Origin of the sequence: Nocardia sp. NBC_01377 (assembly GCF_045040005.1) — a bacterium.
Taxonomy (GTDB): Bacteria; Actinomycetota; Actinomycetes; order Mycobacteriales; family Mycobacteriaceae; genus Nocardia; species Nocardia noduli.
Map to the genome: position 1 here is coordinate 8,219,066 of NZ_CP109566.1, position 15,127 is coordinate 8,234,192.

The window sequence follows — 15,127 nt, forward strand, 5'->3', positions numbered from 1 at the left end:
CGGCACAACCTGATCCGGAGAACGAGAAAGGCCGGGCGGCACGCGCCGCCCGGCCTTTTCCGTGGTCGAGGTCAGGCCTCGGCGCGCAGTGCCTTCTTGTCGATCTTGCCGACGGCGGTCACCGGCAGACGTTCCGACCGGCGCAGCAGATCGGGCAGTTTGTAGGTGGCGATGCCGCGTTCGGTGAGGAAGGTCTTGATCTCGCCCAGTGTCGGCATCTCGCCGTCCACGACGAGGACGGCGCAGACCTTCTCGCCGAGCGAGGAGTCGGACAGTCCGACGGCCGCCGCGTGCCTGACCGCGGGATGGGCGAGCAGATGTTCTTCGAGTTCGTCGCAGGAGATGTTCTCGCCACCGCGGTTGATGACGTCCTTGATGCGGCCGGACACCACCAGGTGCCCCGAGGGCAGTCTGCGCACCAGGTCGCCGCTGCGGTAGAAACCGTCCGGGGTGAAGGCGCGTGAATTGTGTTCGGGCGCGCGGTAGTAGCCGCGAATCGTGTACGGGCCCCTGGTGAGCAGTTCGCCCTCCTCGCCGGGCGCGACATCGGAGCCCGCGCCGTCGACGACCCGTACCTCGTCGGCGGGCGAGAGCGGCCTGCCCTGGGTGGTGCAGACCAGATCGGCCGAATCGTCGAGCCGGGTGAAGTTCAGCAGCCCTTCGGCCATGCCGAACACCTGCTGCAAGGTCGTGTCGAGCGCGGGTCCGACCTCGCGGGCGTTGACCTCGACCAGTTTCGCGCCGCCGACCTGGAGCAGTCGCAGCGAGCCGAGGTCGGCCTCCTCCCAGTCGACCGCCGCGCTCCACAACTGGGCCAGCGGCGGCACCACGGCCGTCACGCTCACCCGGTACCGCTCGATCGCGGCGAAGGCGTTCTCCGGGCTCGGATCGGTCACGAAGGCCAGTGCCCCGCCGACGCTCACGGTGCCGAGGATGCCGGGGCAGGCCAGTGGGAAGTTGTGCGCGGCGGGCAGTGTCGCGAGGTAGACATCGTCCTCGGTGAGTTCGCAGATCGCGGCGCTCGCGGTGGCGTTGTAGACGTAGTCGTCGTGGGTGCGCGCGATCAGCTTCGGCAGGCCGGTGGTGCCGCCGGACACCAGCATCAGCGCGATATCGCTCGGGTCGATTTCCGGTAGCGCGGTGTCGGAGGCCCGAGGCACCGAGGACAGCGCGGTGAACGGGCCGGGATCGCCGTGCACGAGGACCTGGCGCAGAGTCGGCACCGCGTCCTGGACGGTCACCGCCAGGTCGCGGTAGTCGAAATCGCCCTGCCGGTCGGCGACGATGTAGGCCACCGCCTCCGAAAGCGCCGCCAGGTGCTCGATTTCGGCCCTGCGGTGCGCGGGCAGAGTCAGTACCGGGATGATGCCCGCGCGCAGCAGGCCGAACAGGACGGCCGGGAACTCCGGCACATTCGGCAGCTGAACGACGACCCGGTCGCCAGGCGCGATGCCGAGCGCGAGCAGACCGTTTGCCATCGCGTCGGCGTCGGCGTCGAGTCCCGCGTAATCACGCACGGTCGCGCCGTCGAGCAGCGCGGGCCGACCCGGGTGGCGTCGCGCGGTGTCGCGCAGCAGGTCGCCGAGTGGCCGTCCGGCCCAGTAGCCCGCGGTGCGGTAGGCCTCGGCCGTGTCGGCGGGGAAGGGGGCATAGCCGTCGCGGTGGCCGGTCGGCGCGGGGGATGTGGAAGTCACGGTCTGCCTCACAGGGGTCTCGTGCGGGAGCGAGCGATATCGATTACCAAGTAGGTTAGGCAACCCTATCCGAGACGTCCGGCGAAATCCGTGACATGCATGCTCCGCCGACTAGACTCGCCCTATGACCCGTTGGGACGCTTCGAACATCCCCGATCAGACCGGCCGGACGTTCATCGTCACCGGCGCGAACAGCGGACTCGGCGCGGTGGCCGCGCGAGCGCTGGCAGGCGCGGGCGCCGAGGTCGTGCTGGCCTGCCGCAACGTCGACAAGGGTGCGGCGGTGGCCGCGGCGATCGGCCCTCGGGCGCGCGTGGCCCGGCTCGATCTCGCCGATCTCGCCTCGGTCCGCGAATTCGCCTCGTCGGTGGACGCCGCCGACGTGCTGATCAACAACGCGGGCGTGATGGCCGTCCCGCTCGCCCGTACCGCCGACGGTTTCGAAAGTCAGCTCGGCACCAATCATCTCGGCCATTTCGCGCTCACAGGTCTGCTGCTCGACCGGATCTCCGACCGGGTGGTCACGGTATCCAGCGGTGCGCACGCGATGGGCCGCATCGACTTCGGCGACCTGAACTGGGAACGCCGTAAATATCAGCGCTGGAATGCCTACGGCCAGGCCAAACTGGCCAATCTGCTGTTCGCCTACGAATTGCAGCGCAGGCTCACCGCGGCCGGATCGTCGAAACTGTCGGTGGCCGCCCATCCCGGCTACGCCGCGACCGAATTGCAGTCCCACACCGAATCCTTCTTCGACCCGCTGATGTCGGTGGGAAATCGACTCTTCGCCCAGAGCGCGGAGATGGGTGCGCTGCCCGAGTTGTACGCCGCGACCGCCTCGGTCGAACCGGGCGCGTACTACGGGCCGAGTTCACTGGGCGGTCTGCGCGGATATCCCGGCAGATCGGGGTCGAGCAAGGCGTCCAAGGACGAGCGGGTCGCCGCCGAGCTGTGGGAAGTGTCCGAGAAGCTGACCGGGGTCGCCTTCCCGTTCGGCGCCTGACGCCCGCGGGATCCCGACGGTCTGTCACACATCGCGCGTCCGCGTCGTCCTCTCTGTGAAGGCATAACGCTCACAGGGAAAGAAGGACACCATGGACGCGCGATTCGACTACTTCGGCAACGACAACGGCGCCAAGTTCATCAAGCGCCTCGGCAACGCCGCGATGGTCGTGGACGGATCCACCCTGCCCGCCTCGACCCAGGAACTGGTCAAGTTGCGGGCCAGCCAGATCAACGGCTGTGGATTCTGCACCGATATGCACTACAAGGACGCCGTGCACGCGGGGGAGTCGCCGCTTCGGCTGAACATGGTGGCGGCGTGGCGGGAGGCCACCGTCTTCACTGAGGCGGAGCGGGCCGCGCTCGCGCTGGCCGAGGAGGGCACGCGCATCGCCGACGCCCATCACGGCGTCGGCGACGACACCTGGGCCCAGGTCGAGAAGTATTTCGACGCCGACCAGATCACGGCGCTGATCTCGGTGATCGCCCTGATCAACACCTACAACAGGATCAATGTCATCACCCGCATGCCCGCCGGTTCCTACGAGCCGGGGCAGTTCTCCTGACGTGATACTCGGCCCCGAGATCACCGCCGATAGCCCCCCGCCACCGGCGGTGATCTCGGGCACTTTCCGGAAACCCGACGTTATTCTCATCGTCATCTGTTGAACGGGACTGGTAGTGTCCCCGTCGTGCAGCGCGCGTATTCCTGGTTTAGCAAGCCGGCCCCGGGTGGGCTGGTCTGCGCCATACTCCTGCGCTGACTCTCCCTCACCCCGAGCCGGATACTGACCGGCTCGGCGGGTTGCGCGAAATCCCGTGGGTCGGCCTGATGAAAAGGAACCCACACAATGACTACCGCAGTTGACGTCGACCCGCGGCATTCCGATCTGGACGACCAGCGCACCGTGCACGTGAGCCCGCTACGCTCACCGGCCGAGGTGCGCCGGGTCCACCCGATCACCGACGCGCTCGCCGACACCGTACGCGCGGGCCGCAAGGCCACCGTCGACGTACTCAACGGTGACGACGACCGCCTGATGGTGATCGTCGGCCCGTGCTCGGTGCACGATCCCGCCGCCGCCATGGACTACGCCCGGCGCTTGGCCGCCAAGGCCGCCGAACTGGACGACCGGCTGCACGTGGTGATGCGGGTCTACTTCGAGAAGCCGCGCACGACCCTGGGTTGGAAGGGGCTGATCAACGATCCCCACCTGAACGGGTCTTTCGACGTCAACACCGGACTCGGTTTCGGTCGCAAACTGCTGGTCGACATCACCGCGCTCGGATTGCCCGTCGCGTGTGAGTTCCTCGACCCGATCACCCCGCAGTACATCGCGGACATGGTGTCCTACGGCGCGATCGGCGCGCGCACCGCGGCCAGCCAGGTGCACCGTCAGCTGAGCAGCGCGCTGTCCATGCCGGTCGGCATCAAGAACGGCACCGACGGCGACGTGCAGGTCGCGGTGGACGGCGTGCGCGCCGCGGCCGCCAGCCACGTCTTCCCCGGCACCGATCTCGACGGCCGCGCGGCGCTCATCCAGACCAGCGGTAACGAGGACTGCCACGTCATCCTGCGGGGCGGCAGCTCCGGACCGAATTACGACGCCGCCTCGGTGGCCGAGGCCTGCATCCGCCTGGAGAAGGCCTCGCTGCCGCAGCGGATCGTGGTCGACGCCAGCCACGGCAACAGCAACAAGGACCACAACAAGCAGGTCGACGTGGTCACCGATATCGCCGAGCGGATCGAGGGCGGCGAGCGTGGCGTGGTCGGGATGATGTTGGAGAGTTTCCTCGTCGCCGGTCGCCAGGACCTGAAACTCGGGCACGCGGACGAGCTGACCTACGGTCAGTCGATCACCGATGCCTGCCTTGACTGGGACACCACGGCCCGCCAGCTCGACCGGCTCGCCGACGCCGTCGCGCGGCGGCGTGAGAGTTGATCCGCGCGGACGTCTCCGTGGGCCCGGTGCTGGCCCACGGACGTCGGTTCGCCACGGACCGGGCGAACTCGTCCGGTCCGTGATATGTGGCCGCGGGCGGGGTCGATCACGCGGACCGTACAATCAACTCGATGGTTGCCGCTCTTCTCGCCGAATTGTTCGAATCGCATCGGGCACACTTGCTTTCCGTCGCCTATCGGTTGACGGGCAGCGTCGGCGACGCCGAAGACGCGGTGCAGGAGAGTTTCCTGCGCCTGGGCGGCGTACACCAGTCCGAGATCGACGATCTGGGAATCTGGCTGACGACCGCCGTGAGCCGCATCTGCGTCGACCATCTGCGCAGCGCCGCCACGCGCCGGGAAACGTATGTGGGTCAATGGCTGCCGGAACCGGTGGTGACCGGTGTGCGGCCGTCGACCGCGCCGGATCCGCTGGCGGCGGCGGTACGCCGTCCCGAGTGCCGTCTCGCGAGGATGGTCGCCCTCGATACCCTGACCTCCCACCAGCGGGTGGCGTTCGTGCTGCACGACGAGTTGTCGGTCCCGCTCGACGAGGTAGCCGTGATACTCGACATCTCCGTGGACGCCGCGGAGCAGGCGGCGCACCGAGCGCGCACGGTGATCGGCGGGATCGCGCTCCCGGTGCCGGATTCCGAACACGACACGGCGGTGCGCGCCCTGCTCGCGGCCCTGGCGACGGGTGACGTCGCCACGGTGGCCGCGGCGCTGCACCGGGAATCGGTACTGATCGGTGATGCCAACGGCACCACGTCGACCGCCGCGAATATCGTTGCCGGTGCGGACGATATCGCACGGATCATGCTCGCCCTGGTGCGCGCCTACGGCATCGGCGATTCGCCCGACGCGGCCACGCGCTACGAATTCGCCACGGTGAACGGGCAATTGGGTCTCGTGATGAATCTGGATTCGTCCTCCGACGAACAGAACTGGCATCCCGCTCGGGTCATCGGTTTCACAGTGCGCGACGGATTGGTCTGCGCCGCATACGATCACGCGAATCCGGCCAAGCTGACCGGCGTGCGGCTCTGACCCGGAGCCGAGCAGCGACGTCGTCGGCGCTGCCCGGCGTATCGGTGTCGTTACGGGATGGTGGACCCGGTGAACCAGTCGCCGGTCGATGAACCGGCGCCACCACTTCCGCTGGTGGAGCCGGTGAACCAATCGCCGGTGGACGAGCCGGTGAACCAGCCGCCCGCGATCAGATCATGGGCGATGTGACGAAGGAAACCTAGTACCGATCCGGCGACCTCCGACGCGGCCGGTTGCAGTACCAGGTCCAGATACGAGGCCATAAGCGCCCCTTTCGAGATTCCGCCGAGATTCCGGCGGAGTATGTGAGGTAGAACACGGCGAGGCTAGCTGTCTTATAGGAAACCCACAACCACACAGCTGAATGCTGCAAAATAAATGTGAAACATAGCTGTTCGCTATCTAATGGCAACGTTAACGAACGGTGAGCTAGTCTCCGGGTATGTCTTCGGAACCCGCCACCGTCGCCCGTTTGCGCCCTTTCGCCTCGACGATATTCGCCGAGATGACAGAACTCGCCGTTCGGCACGCAGCGGTGAATCTAGGACAGGGCTTTCCGGATTCCGACGGCCCGGCGGGCATGCTCGAAGTAGCCAGGCAGGCGATCGCCGACGGGATGAACCAGTACCCACCCGGTCGCGGAATGCCGGTGTTGCGCAACGCGATCGCCGAGGATCGGGCCCGCCGCTACGGCACCCGATACGATCCGGAATCCGAGGTGCTTGTCACCGTCGGCGCGACCGAGGCGATCAGCGCGGCGCTGCTGGGTCTGGTCGAGCCGGGCCGCGAGGTGGTGCTGATCGAACCGTATTACGACTCCTACGCCGCGGCCGTCGCGTTGGCGGGCGCGACGAGGCGCACCGCCCGACTGGTCGCCGACGGCGACGGATTCGTCCTCGACCTGGACAGCCTGCGCGCGGCGATCACCCCCGCCACCAGGATGATCGTGGTCAACTCGCCGCACAATCCCACCGGAACGGTGCTCGGCCGCGCGGATCTGCTCGCCATCGCCGAACTCGCCTGCGAGCACGATCTGCTCGTACTCACCGACGAGGTGTACGAACACCTGGTCTTCGACGGTATCGAGCACATCAGCCTGGCGACCCTGCCTGGGATGGCCGAGCGCACCATCGTCGTGTCCAGCGCGGCGAAGACTTTCAGCGTCACCGGATGGAAGACCGGTTGGGCCTGCGGCCCCGCGAATCTGATCGACGGCGTCCTCGCGGCCAAGCAGTTCATGACCTTCGTCGCGGGTGGCCCGTTCCAGCCCGCGGTCGCCCACGCGTTGACACACGAACTCGACTGGGTCGCGCGCCTGCGAAATACGCTGTCGGACAATCGGCTGCGGCTGTCCGCCGCCCTCGCCGATACCGGATTCGGTGTGAAGTCCAGTGCGGGTGGCTATTTCGTATGCGCCGATATCGGCCCGATGGGCGGCACCGACGGTCTCGAATTCTGCCGGGCGCTGCCCGAACGCCTCGGCGTCGCGGCGGTGCCGGTCAGCGTGTTCGCCGACGACAAGCCCTCGTGGAGCCGATTGGTCCGCTTCACCTACTGCAAACGCGCCGAAACCCTGGACGAGGGCGTACGGCGTTTGCGAGCGGGTGTCTCGGTCGGCTGAAAACCTTGACACGAGATGTCACGTATCGCTGACACGATCATCGGTATGACGAAGACGCGTTACTACACGGCCACCAGCCTCGACGGCTATATCGCCGATCGGGACAACTCGCTGACCTGGCTGTTCGAAGTGGAGAACGGCGGCGAGACGGATGCCGATTTCGGTGATTTCTTCAGCCGGATCGGCGCGATGTGCATGGGCGCGACCACCTACGAATGGATCATGGCGAACCAGCCGGCCGAAACCTGGAAAAGTGCCTACGGCGATACCCCCACCTGGGTCTTCACCCATCGCGACCTGCCCGCCGTATCCGGCGCGAATCTCCGTTTCGTCTCCGGTGACGTCGCGCCGGTGCACCGGGAGATGGTCGCGGCCGCGGGCGAGAAGGATATCTGGGTCGCGGGCGGCGGCGGATTGGCGGGCGACTTCGCCGCCGCCAGCCTGCTGAACGAGCTCATCGTCAGTGTCGCGCCGGTGACGTTGAGCACGGGCGCGCCGCTGCTGCCCCGTCGCATCCTCTCCGACCGGCTGAAGCTGACCGGGGTCGAGCAGATGGGTCAATTCGCCCAGCTCACCTACCGATTGGCCTGACCACCACACCTGATACCGGGCGGTTTGTCGCCGCTCGGTCCCGGCCGGACGCGGGCGCGTTGTCCGACGGGCAGAACGGCGCGAACACCACCACGGGGTCGAGACCCGGTTCGGCTCACGCGCCCGTGCTCAGACGGGCATCGGCCGGGCCCGGTCGGTCGCGACCAGCACCGCGATCGCGCCGAGCATCGAGCCGGTCACCCACCGCTGCGCGCGCAGCCACAGCGGCCGCCCGGTCAGGAAAGTGGAGATGGTGCCCGCGCCGAGCACGATCAGCGCGTTCACCGTGAGCGCGACCACGATCTGCACCGCGCCGAGACATAGACTCTGCAACCACACCTGCCCGTGTTCCGGCGTGATGAACTGCGGGATCAGCGCCATGTACATGATCGCGATCTTGGGGTTGAGCAGATTCGTCACCAGCCCCATCGTGAACAGTCGCCGGGTCGGGTCGGCGGGCAGCGCGCTCGGGCTGAACACCGAGACCCCGCCCGGGCGCACGGCCTGCCACGCCAGCAACAGCAGGTACGCGGCTCCGGCCAGTTTCAGCGCCAGATACAGCCCTGGCACCACGGCGAACACGGTGGTGATCCCCGCCGTCGCGGCCGCCAGGTAGACGCCGAACCCGGCAGCCACCCCGGTCAGCGAGACCAGTCCGGCCCCGCGTCCCTGCGATACCGTCCGCGACACCAGATACATCATGTTCGGCCCCGGTGTGAGCACCATGCCCAATGCCGCCGCCGCCACCCCGAACACCGCCGCAGTCCCGATCATGACTCGATCCTGCGGCACGTCGCCGCGCGCGTCTCGGTCCAGTGGGGGACCGGTGGACCGCTGTGATCCCGGTCCACACGGGGCCGTTCCGGAACAAAACGGGCAGGTGGCACGCTGTAGTACCGGAGCCGACGGACCTGTCCTGTCGTCGGCGCGAGCGTGAGCGACTGCTCGGCCCCTGATTGTCGGTGGCTTCGGGGAGAATGGGCCCGAACGGCGTGATCGGGCGCGGCACCGGCTCACCCGCCGGGGACGGGCGTCCGACCGCCAGATACGAGGAGAGACTGTGACCGACGGTCCGCTGATTGTGCAGAGCGACAAAACGCTGTTGCTGGAGATCGACCACGAGTCGTCGGCCCTGGCTCGCCAGGCCATCGCTCCGTTCGCCGAACTGGAGCGGGCGCCCGAACACGTGCACACCTACCGGGTGACGCCGCTGGCGCTGTGGAACGCGCGCGCCGCCGGACACGACGCCGAGCAGGTGGTCGACGCCCTGGTCACCTATTCGCGGTACGCGGTGCCCCAGCCCCTGCTCGTCGACATCGTCGACACCATGGCCCGTTACGGCCGGTTGCAGCTGGTCAAACATCCCGCGCACGGATTGATGCTGGTCAGCCTGGATCGCGCCGTTCTCGAGGAGGTGCTGCGGCACAAGAAGATCGCGCCCATGCTCGGCGCCCGCATCGACGCGGACACCGTGCAGGTGCATCCCTCCGAACGCGGCCGGATCAAGCAGATGCTGTTGAAGATCGGCTGGCCCGCCGAGGACCTGGCGGGCTACGTGGACGGCGAGGCCCATGCCATCGACCTCGATTACGAGGGTGGTCACTGGGAGCTGCGCGACTATCAGCAGATGGCGGCCGACTCGTTCTGGGCCGGTGGGTCCGGCGTGGTCGTGCTGCCCTGTGGCGCGGGTAAGACGATGGTCGGCGCCGCCGCGATGGCGCGGGCGAAGGCGACGACGTTGATCCTGGTCACCAATACCGTGGCCGGTCGTCAGTGGCGACGAGAGCTGCTGGCGCGCACCTCGCTGACCGAGGACGAGATCGGCGAGTACTCCGGCGAGCGCAAGGAGATCCGCCCCGTCACCATCGCGACCTACCAGGTGATCACCCGACGCACCAAGGGCGAGTACAAACACCTCGAACTGTTCGACAGCCGCGACTGGGGCCTGGTGATCTACGACGAGGTGCATCTGCTGCCGGCACCGGTCTTCCGGATGACCGCCGACCTGCAATCACGGCGCAGGCTGGGACTCACCGCGACGTTGGTGCGCGAGGACGGCCGCGAGGGCGACGTCTTCTCGCTGATCGGCCCGAAGCGCTACGACGCGCCGTGGAAGGATATCGAGGCCCAGGGCTGGATCGCACCGGCCGATTGCGTCGAGGTCAGGGTGACGCTCACCGACGCCGAGCGGATGTCCTACGCGACCGCCGAGCCGGAGGAACGATACAAACTGTGTTCGACGGCGCGCACGAAACTGCCCGTGGTCCGGTCCATCCTGGACAAGCATCCCGGCGCGCCGACGCTCGTCATCGGCGCCTATCTCGATCAGCTCGACGAACTGGGCGTGGCCCTGAACGCGCCGGTGATCCAGGGGTCGACGAAAACCAAAGAGCGCGAAGAACTCTTCGAGGCTTTCCGGCGCGGCGAAATCCAGGTCCTGGTGGTCAGCAAGGTGGCGAACTTCTCCATCGATCTGCCCGAAGCCTCTGTGGCGGTGCAGGTTTCGGGTACGTTCGGTTCGCGTCAGGAAGAGGCGCAGCGGCTCGGCAGGTTGTTGCGGCCGAAACAAGACGGTGGTCAAGCCCACTTCTATTCGGTGGTCGCACGTGACACCCTTGACGCCGAGTATGCCGCGCATCGGCAGCGTTTCCTGGCGGAGCAGGGCTACGCCTATCGGATCACCGATGCCGACGACTTGCTCGGACCGGCCATCGGATAAGCGGAGGCGATTCCTCCGAAACGTGTGCTAGGAAGAGGACGTGCGACGCTTCGAATTCCCGGTGGACCGCAGCCACGCCCATGCGGTGAACGAAGTCTTCGCCGACCTGCGCCGGTTGCGCGTGATGGCGATCGCCGCGGCGGTGCTGGCTGCCGCCGTCACCGCGTACCTGATCTGGTTGAACCACCCGTGGTCCTACCTGCTCGCCGTGGCGTTCGCGCTCGGGGCGGTCGTGGCGCTGTGGGTCGCGCTGTGGGCGCCGCACCGGTCGAGTATCGACAAGCTCTACGCCGACGGTGAACTGGTGCCCGCCGTGGTGTCGGAAACCCATCCGTCCGGGGTGCTGCTGCTGGCCTTGGTCGACATCTCGAAACCGGAGACATCCGATCACCGCTACGCGCTGGTCACCAGGAAGGTGCGCGCGCTGCCGGGCCACGACCGGCGCGCGGGCGAGCGGGTGCCGTCGGTAGCGATCCGCACCGACCGCGCCCCGCGCCAGGTCGGCGAACGCTGGCAGACGGTGAGCGCCATGCCGATCGCGTGGGGGACAAGGGATGTGGCGGTCATCGACCGCGCCCGCGCCGCTATCAGCGAGGCCGAGTGGCGGCTGCTCACCGACAATCTCGACCTGGCGGCCAAGGTCCGCGACACCTCGGCCAAACGGCTGCTGCTCGATCCCCAACAGCTGCCGGGCGACCTCGGCGCCTGAATCCGCCTGCGCGGGGCGGGTACTCGCGCGGGCGAACCGGGAAAACGCCTTGCGGACCCGCCTAGACTCGGGGGATGGTTCCAGCTTCCAACCTGCTGGCATTCGTCGCGGCAGCATTCATCATCATCGTCGTGCCCGGTCCCGGTGTGCTCTTCACCATCGGCCGTGCGCTCACCCTCGGGCGCCGGGCCGCGCTGCTTTCGGTGCTCGGGCACGCGGTCGGGGTCTATCTCGCGCTCGTCCTCGTGGCGCTCGGTCTCGGCACCCTGCTCATGGCGTCCTCGTTCGCGCTGACCGCGGTGAAGTTCGCCGGCGCGCTGTATCTGATGTACCTCGGCGTCCAGGCCATCAGGGAACGTCGATCGCTGCACGACGCGCTCCGCGCGCGGATCGAACCCACCCCGGACAGCAGGGTGCTGCGCCAGAGCCTGATCGTCGGGGTAACCAACCCCAAGGCGATCGTGTTCTTCGCCGCCATCCTCCCGCATTTCGTCGAGACCTCGGCCGGGCCGCTGCCGTGGCAGTTCCTCGTCCTCGGCACCGTCTTCATGGCGATCGCGCTGGTCTGCGACAGCATGTGGGCGTTGCTCGCCTCGTCGGCGCGCGACTGGTTCGCCCGTTCGCCGCGTAGGTTGGAAGCGGTCGGCGCCACCGGCGGCGTGATCATCGTCGGGCTCGGCGCGTCGGTGGCGCTCAGCGGCAGCGCCGACTGAAACAGCTACCATCCAGCGGTGCCGAGTCAGGGGTGGTGCTCGAGAGGAGTGGGTGGTCGAGTGAGGTTGTCCGGCCTCGGCGCCGCGGCGTTGGTCGCGGTGCTGATCGGCGCGCAACCCGCTCTCGCGCACGCCGATCCCTTCGTCGGATCGCCCGGTCTGGGTGATCCCTACTATCCGGAGGACGGCAACGGCGGCTACGACGTCACCCATTACGAGGTGACCATCGACTACGACCCGCCATCGCACGAACTCGTCGGCCGAACCCGTGTCGACGCGACGGCCACCCAGCCGCTGCGCGCGTTCAACCTCGATTTCGACGGTCCCGAGGTCCGCGCGGTATCGGTGAACGATCTGCCCGCCACCTTCGACCGCAACGGCGAGCACGAACTGACCGTCACCCCGCTGATTCCGGTGCTGCCCGGCCTGCCCTTCACCGTGCGGGTCGACTACGCGGGCCAGGCCGCCGACCATGAGGGGGAGGGCTGGACCTACGCGCCAAGCGGCGGCGCGTTCGTCGCGGGCGAACCGCATTCGGCCACCACCTGGTACCCGCTCAACGACACACCGCTCGACAAGGCGACCTTCACCCTGCACGCCACGGTTCCCGCCGAATGGGAAGTGGTCTCCAACGGGGTTCGCACCAAGAACATCGTGCGCGGCGACAAGCGGACCGTCAGCTGGGAGTCGCGCAAGCCGGGGCTGGGCTATCTGACCACCGTCGCCATCGATCGCTTCGACTACCTGGAACAGCGTCGCGCCGACGGGACACCCCTGTTGAGCGCCTTCGCCCCGGAGGCGGAGGGCAACAGGGAGACCGAGCAGCGGCTTCCCGAAATCCTGGATTTCGCCGAGGCGCTCTATGGCCCCTACCCGTTCGAGGCCGCGGGCGGTATCTACGTCGACGCCGAGATCGCCTTCTCGCTGGAAACCCAGACCAGGCCGATCTACGCGCCGTGGACCGATCTCAACACCGTCGTCCACGAGATCGCCCATCAGTGGTGGGGTGATTCGGTTTCGGTGCGCCGGTGGTCCGATATCTGCCTGAACGAATGTTTCGCCAGCTATACCGCCGACTATCTGTGGCCCGAACGCATGGAGGGCGAGGACGTCGACGCCCGATATCGGGCGACGATCGCCCGGCAACTGGACGACCCGGAATTCTGGGATATCCCGTTGGCGGATCCGGGCGCCGGCCGGGAATTCACCTCCGTGTACTACCGGGGCCCGCTGTTCCTGCACGCGTTGCGCAAACAACTCGGCGACGCCGTGTTCTTCGGCGCGGTACGCGAATTCATCGCCACGCACGCCTACGGGAACGCCTCGATGCCGGATTTCCGCACGTTCGTGCAGTCGAAATCGCCGGTCGATCTGACCGGATTTCTACACGCCTGGCTCGACGAGACCACCCCGCCGACGCACGAGTACCTCTTCCCCGGCACATTGCGCGTCTAATCACCGTCGACCTGTTCGCGGGCCCGCCCGACGCGTCGCTCGGCCCGGTCGGCATGGCGTTCGGCGGTCCGAAGTCGTTCCCGCGCATCACGTTCGGCCGTCCGGGCGAATTGCCGCTGCTGTTCGGCATGGGCGAGTTCGGCGCGCGCCCGCTCCAGGCGGTCCTGCGCGACGGCGAGTCGCTCCGCCGTCGACTCGGCCTCCTCGCGTGCGGAATCGGTTGCGCCGCGAGCTGTTTCGAGTTCGGCGAGGGCCTGCTCCAGCTCCTCTCGTGCCGGGTCGGCGGCTTTCGCCGCGCGCTTCTCGGCGGGCGGCCTGTCCGGTACGGCCGCGAGCGCGGGGCCGAGCGGCCCGAAACCCTCGTAATCCGCCGCGGTCGCGAGTGTGCCCGCGCTGATCCGGCTCGCGACATCGTCGTCGGCGAGTGCCGCCGTGAGCGTCCGGCCGACGTCACGTAATACCGCCTCGCCCACCGGGCGGCCGCGCTCGGCCGCGAGTGCTCGCGCCCGCTCGGCCACGGCGTTGACGATCTGCTGACGCTGCGTGCCGAGCGCGCGCAGCCGCTCGCCGGACAGTTCCCGTTGGGCCTTGCGCAGCGCGGCGCCGAGCCCGAGCAGGGCGTCCACTTCCTCGGGCGCCGACCGGGCGAGCAGATTGACCGTCCACGCGCTGATCGTGGGTTTACGCAGGCGGCCGATGGCCTCGGCGAGATCCCCGTCGCCCGCCTTCTTCGCCGCCGCGACCAGCTCGGTGCGGGCCGCGACGAAATCGGTGGGGTCCAGCCCGTACAGGTCGCGGGCGGCGTCCTCGATGGTCATACTGTCCGAGCGTAACGATGGGCCCACGCGGAGCGACACACTGCACAAGTTGGGCAAACGTCCACGTCGGTGGGCGATGATGGAAGGTATTGCGAGTGAATAATTCTGGTGGACTGTTCCTGCTGTTCAGTCTGGTGCCCAGGCTGCTCGGCTACTCCGCACTCGGCATGTACGGTCTCACTCTCTTCTGAGACCGGGAGCGGATGCGGCCACCAGGATCGTACGGGTATCCTCACCGCGATCACGTGCTACGTGAACATTCCCGGTGAGAGAGGTTTCCACGTGAAATTCCCAGGTGTGAGGCTGGCGGCGCGCGTCGCGCCGGGCCTCCTCGCGGTGGCCGCACTCGCGGCGGCGTTAACCGGCTGTTCGGCCGTCGACAACGCCACGAAATCCGATGTGGCCAAGACCCAGGTCGGCGACTGCATCAACATCACGAACAATTCGCCGACGGCCACCGAGGGCGAGAAGATCGACTGCTCCTCGCCGAAGGCCGTCTACAAGGTCTTCCGGACCTTCGACGCCAAGACCGAGTGCCCGTCGAACGAATACACCAGCTACACCGAGGATTTGGTCAGCGGTGGTACGACCTTCATGTGCCTCGCCCCGAATTTCGCGCAGGACGCCTGCTACAACGATGTGAGCACCTCGCCCTACAAGTGGGCCGACTGCGCGTCTCCCGAAGCGACCTTCAAGGTCCTCCAGCGCATCGACGGGGAAACCGACGAACTGCTCTGCGACAACGCGGACCAATTCCTCACCGTGCCCGATCCGAAAACCCTGTTCTGCGTGGCCGCGCCGTAGGACGACCGA

Annotated in this window: 15 protein-coding genes; 11 read left to right on the forward strand and 4 right to left on the reverse strand. The window is 67.6% G+C overall.

Translation table 11 applies throughout. The features are described from left to right. Nucleotides 1-71: 71 nt before the first annotated feature. On the reverse strand, nucleotides 72-1,694 hold the full coding sequence (locus OG225_RS37855) for a (2,3-dihydroxybenzoyl)adenylate synthase (RefSeq protein WP_405179471.1): 1,623 nt from the start codon (nucleotides 1,692-1,694) through the stop codon (nucleotides 72-74). Between the two features lie 124 nt (nucleotides 1,695-1,818). Between OG225_RS37855 and OG225_RS37860 the strand changes: the two genes are divergently transcribed. The 4 genes from OG225_RS37860 (at nucleotide 1,819) to sigJ (ending at nucleotide 5,688) form a co-directional block, all read left to right on the forward strand. Further along, nucleotides 1,819-2,697, forward strand: a complete 879-nt coding sequence (locus OG225_RS37860; protein ID WP_405179472.1) for an oxidoreductase — start codon at nucleotides 1,819-1,821, stop codon at nucleotides 2,695-2,697. Between the two features lie 91 nt (nucleotides 2,698-2,788). Next, a complete protein-coding gene (locus tag OG225_RS37865; RefSeq protein WP_216915895.1) occupies nucleotides 2,789-3,262 on the forward strand; it encodes a carboxymuconolactone decarboxylase family protein in 474 nt (157 codons plus the stop codon). A gap of 285 nt (nucleotides 3,263-3,547) precedes the next feature. After that, a complete protein-coding gene (locus OG225_RS37870; RefSeq protein WP_355089230.1) occupies nucleotides 3,548-4,639 on the forward strand; it encodes a 3-deoxy-7-phosphoheptulonate synthase in 1,092 nt (363 codons plus the stop codon). 131 nt (nucleotides 4,640-4,770) lie between these two features. Further along, a complete protein-coding gene (gene sigJ, locus OG225_RS37875) occupies nucleotides 4,771-5,688 on the forward strand; it encodes an RNA polymerase sigma factor SigJ (RefSeq protein ID WP_405179473.1) in 918 nt (305 codons plus the stop codon). Between the two features lie 50 nt (nucleotides 5,689-5,738). On the opposite strand, the gene OG225_RS37880 is transcribed toward sigJ, so the two are convergent. Beyond that, entirely contained in the window at nucleotides 5,739-5,951 is a 213-nt protein-coding gene (locus OG225_RS37880; protein WP_109525265.1) for a hypothetical protein, read from the reverse strand. Nucleotides 5,952-6,130: 179 nt separating this feature from the next. On the opposite strand from OG225_RS37880, the gene OG225_RS37885 reads away from it, so the two are divergent. Next, nucleotides 6,131-7,309 carry a pyridoxal phosphate-dependent aminotransferase gene (locus OG225_RS37885; RefSeq protein WP_405179474.1) on the forward strand — a complete coding sequence of 393 codons (1,179 nt, stop codon included), beginning with the start codon at nucleotides 6,131-6,133 and terminating at the stop codon, nucleotides 7,307-7,309. A 45-nt stretch (nucleotides 7,310-7,354) separates the two neighbouring features. After that, nucleotides 7,355-7,900, forward strand: a complete 546-nt coding sequence (locus OG225_RS37890) for a dihydrofolate reductase family protein (RefSeq protein WP_405179475.1) — start codon at nucleotides 7,355-7,357, stop codon at nucleotides 7,898-7,900. Nucleotides 7,901-8,029: 129 nt separating this feature from the next. Here OG225_RS37890 and OG225_RS37895 read toward each other — a convergent pair whose 3' ends face one another. Beyond that, on the reverse strand, nucleotides 8,030-8,674 hold the full coding sequence (locus OG225_RS37895) for a LysE family translocator (protein WP_405179476.1): 645 nt from the start codon (nucleotides 8,672-8,674) through the stop codon (nucleotides 8,030-8,032). A gap of 286 nt (nucleotides 8,675-8,960) precedes the next feature. Between OG225_RS37895 and OG225_RS37900 the strand changes: the two genes are divergently transcribed. The 4 genes from OG225_RS37900 to OG225_RS37915 all read left to right on the forward strand — a co-directional run bounded on the left by OG225_RS37900 (nucleotide 8,961) and on the right by OG225_RS37915 (nucleotide 13,496). Next, on the forward strand, nucleotides 8,961-10,619 hold the full coding sequence (locus OG225_RS37900) for a DNA repair helicase XPB (protein ID WP_109525268.1): 1,659 nt from the start codon (nucleotides 8,961-8,963) through the stop codon (nucleotides 10,617-10,619). A gap of 40 nt (nucleotides 10,620-10,659) precedes the next feature. After that, nucleotides 10,660-11,328, forward strand: coding sequence for a DUF3239 domain-containing protein (locus OG225_RS37905; RefSeq protein ID WP_405179477.1), 669 nt, complete (start codon nucleotides 10,660-10,662; stop codon nucleotides 11,326-11,328). A 74-nt stretch (nucleotides 11,329-11,402) separates the two neighbouring features. After that, nucleotides 11,403-12,041, forward strand: coding sequence for a LysE family translocator (locus OG225_RS37910; protein WP_405179478.1), 639 nt, complete (start codon nucleotides 11,403-11,405; stop codon nucleotides 12,039-12,041). Between the two features lie 60 nt (nucleotides 12,042-12,101). Beyond that, a complete protein-coding gene (locus tag OG225_RS37915; protein ID WP_405179479.1) occupies nucleotides 12,102-13,496 on the forward strand; it encodes a M1 family metallopeptidase in 1,395 nt (464 codons plus the stop codon). On the opposite strand, the gene OG225_RS37920 is transcribed toward OG225_RS37915, so the two are convergent. Continuing rightward, entirely contained in the window at nucleotides 13,493-14,314 is an 822-nt protein-coding gene (locus tag OG225_RS37920) for a hypothetical protein (RefSeq protein ID WP_405179480.1), read from the reverse strand. The two genes, OG225_RS37915 and OG225_RS37920, sit on opposite strands and share 4 nt — an antisense overlap. Nucleotides 14,315-14,596: 282 nt before the next feature. Between OG225_RS37920 and OG225_RS37925 the strand changes: the two genes are divergently transcribed. Then, complete coding sequence (locus OG225_RS37925; protein ID WP_405179481.1) at nucleotides 14,597-15,118, forward strand: hypothetical protein; 522 nt, start codon at nucleotides 14,597-14,599, stop codon at nucleotides 15,116-15,118. The last annotated feature ends 9 nt before the right edge of the window (nucleotides 15,119-15,127 follow it).

What these genes read in the sequence shown, in the direction of transcription:
- OG225_RS37860 (WP_405179472.1), top strand. Translation starts at nt 1,819, where the DNA reads ATGACCCGTTGGGACGCTTCGAACATCCCCGATCAGACCGGCCGGACG.
- OG225_RS37865 (WP_216915895.1), top strand. Translation starts at nt 2,789, where the DNA reads ATGGACGCGCGATTCGACTACTTCGGCAACGACAACGGCGCCAAGTTC.
- OG225_RS37870 (WP_355089230.1), top strand. Translation starts at nt 3,548, where the DNA reads ATGACTACCGCAGTTGACGTCGACCCGCGGCATTCCGATCTGGACGAC.
- sigJ (WP_405179473.1), top strand. Translation starts at nt 4,771, where the DNA reads ATGGTTGCCGCTCTTCTCGCCGAATTGTTCGAATCGCATCGGGCACAC.
- OG225_RS37880 (WP_109525265.1), bottom strand. Translation starts at nt 5,951, where the DNA reads ATGGCCTCGTATCTGGACCTGGTACTGCAACCGGCCGCGTCGGAGGTC.
- OG225_RS37885 (WP_405179474.1), top strand. Translation starts at nt 6,131, where the DNA reads ATGTCTTCGGAACCCGCCACCGTCGCCCGTTTGCGCCCTTTCGCCTCG.
- OG225_RS37890 (WP_405179475.1), top strand. Translation starts at nt 7,355, where the DNA reads ATGACGAAGACGCGTTACTACACGGCCACCAGCCTCGACGGCTATATC.
- OG225_RS37895 (WP_405179476.1), bottom strand. Translation starts at nt 8,674, where the DNA reads ATGATCGGGACTGCGGCGGTGTTCGGGGTGGCGGCGGCGGCATTGGGC.
- OG225_RS37910 (WP_405179478.1), top strand. Translation starts at nt 11,403, where the DNA reads ATGGTTCCAGCTTCCAACCTGCTGGCATTCGTCGCGGCAGCATTCATC.
- OG225_RS37920 (WP_405179480.1), bottom strand. Translation starts at nt 14,314, where the DNA reads ATGACCATCGAGGACGCCGCCCGCGACCTGTACGGGCTGGACCCCACC.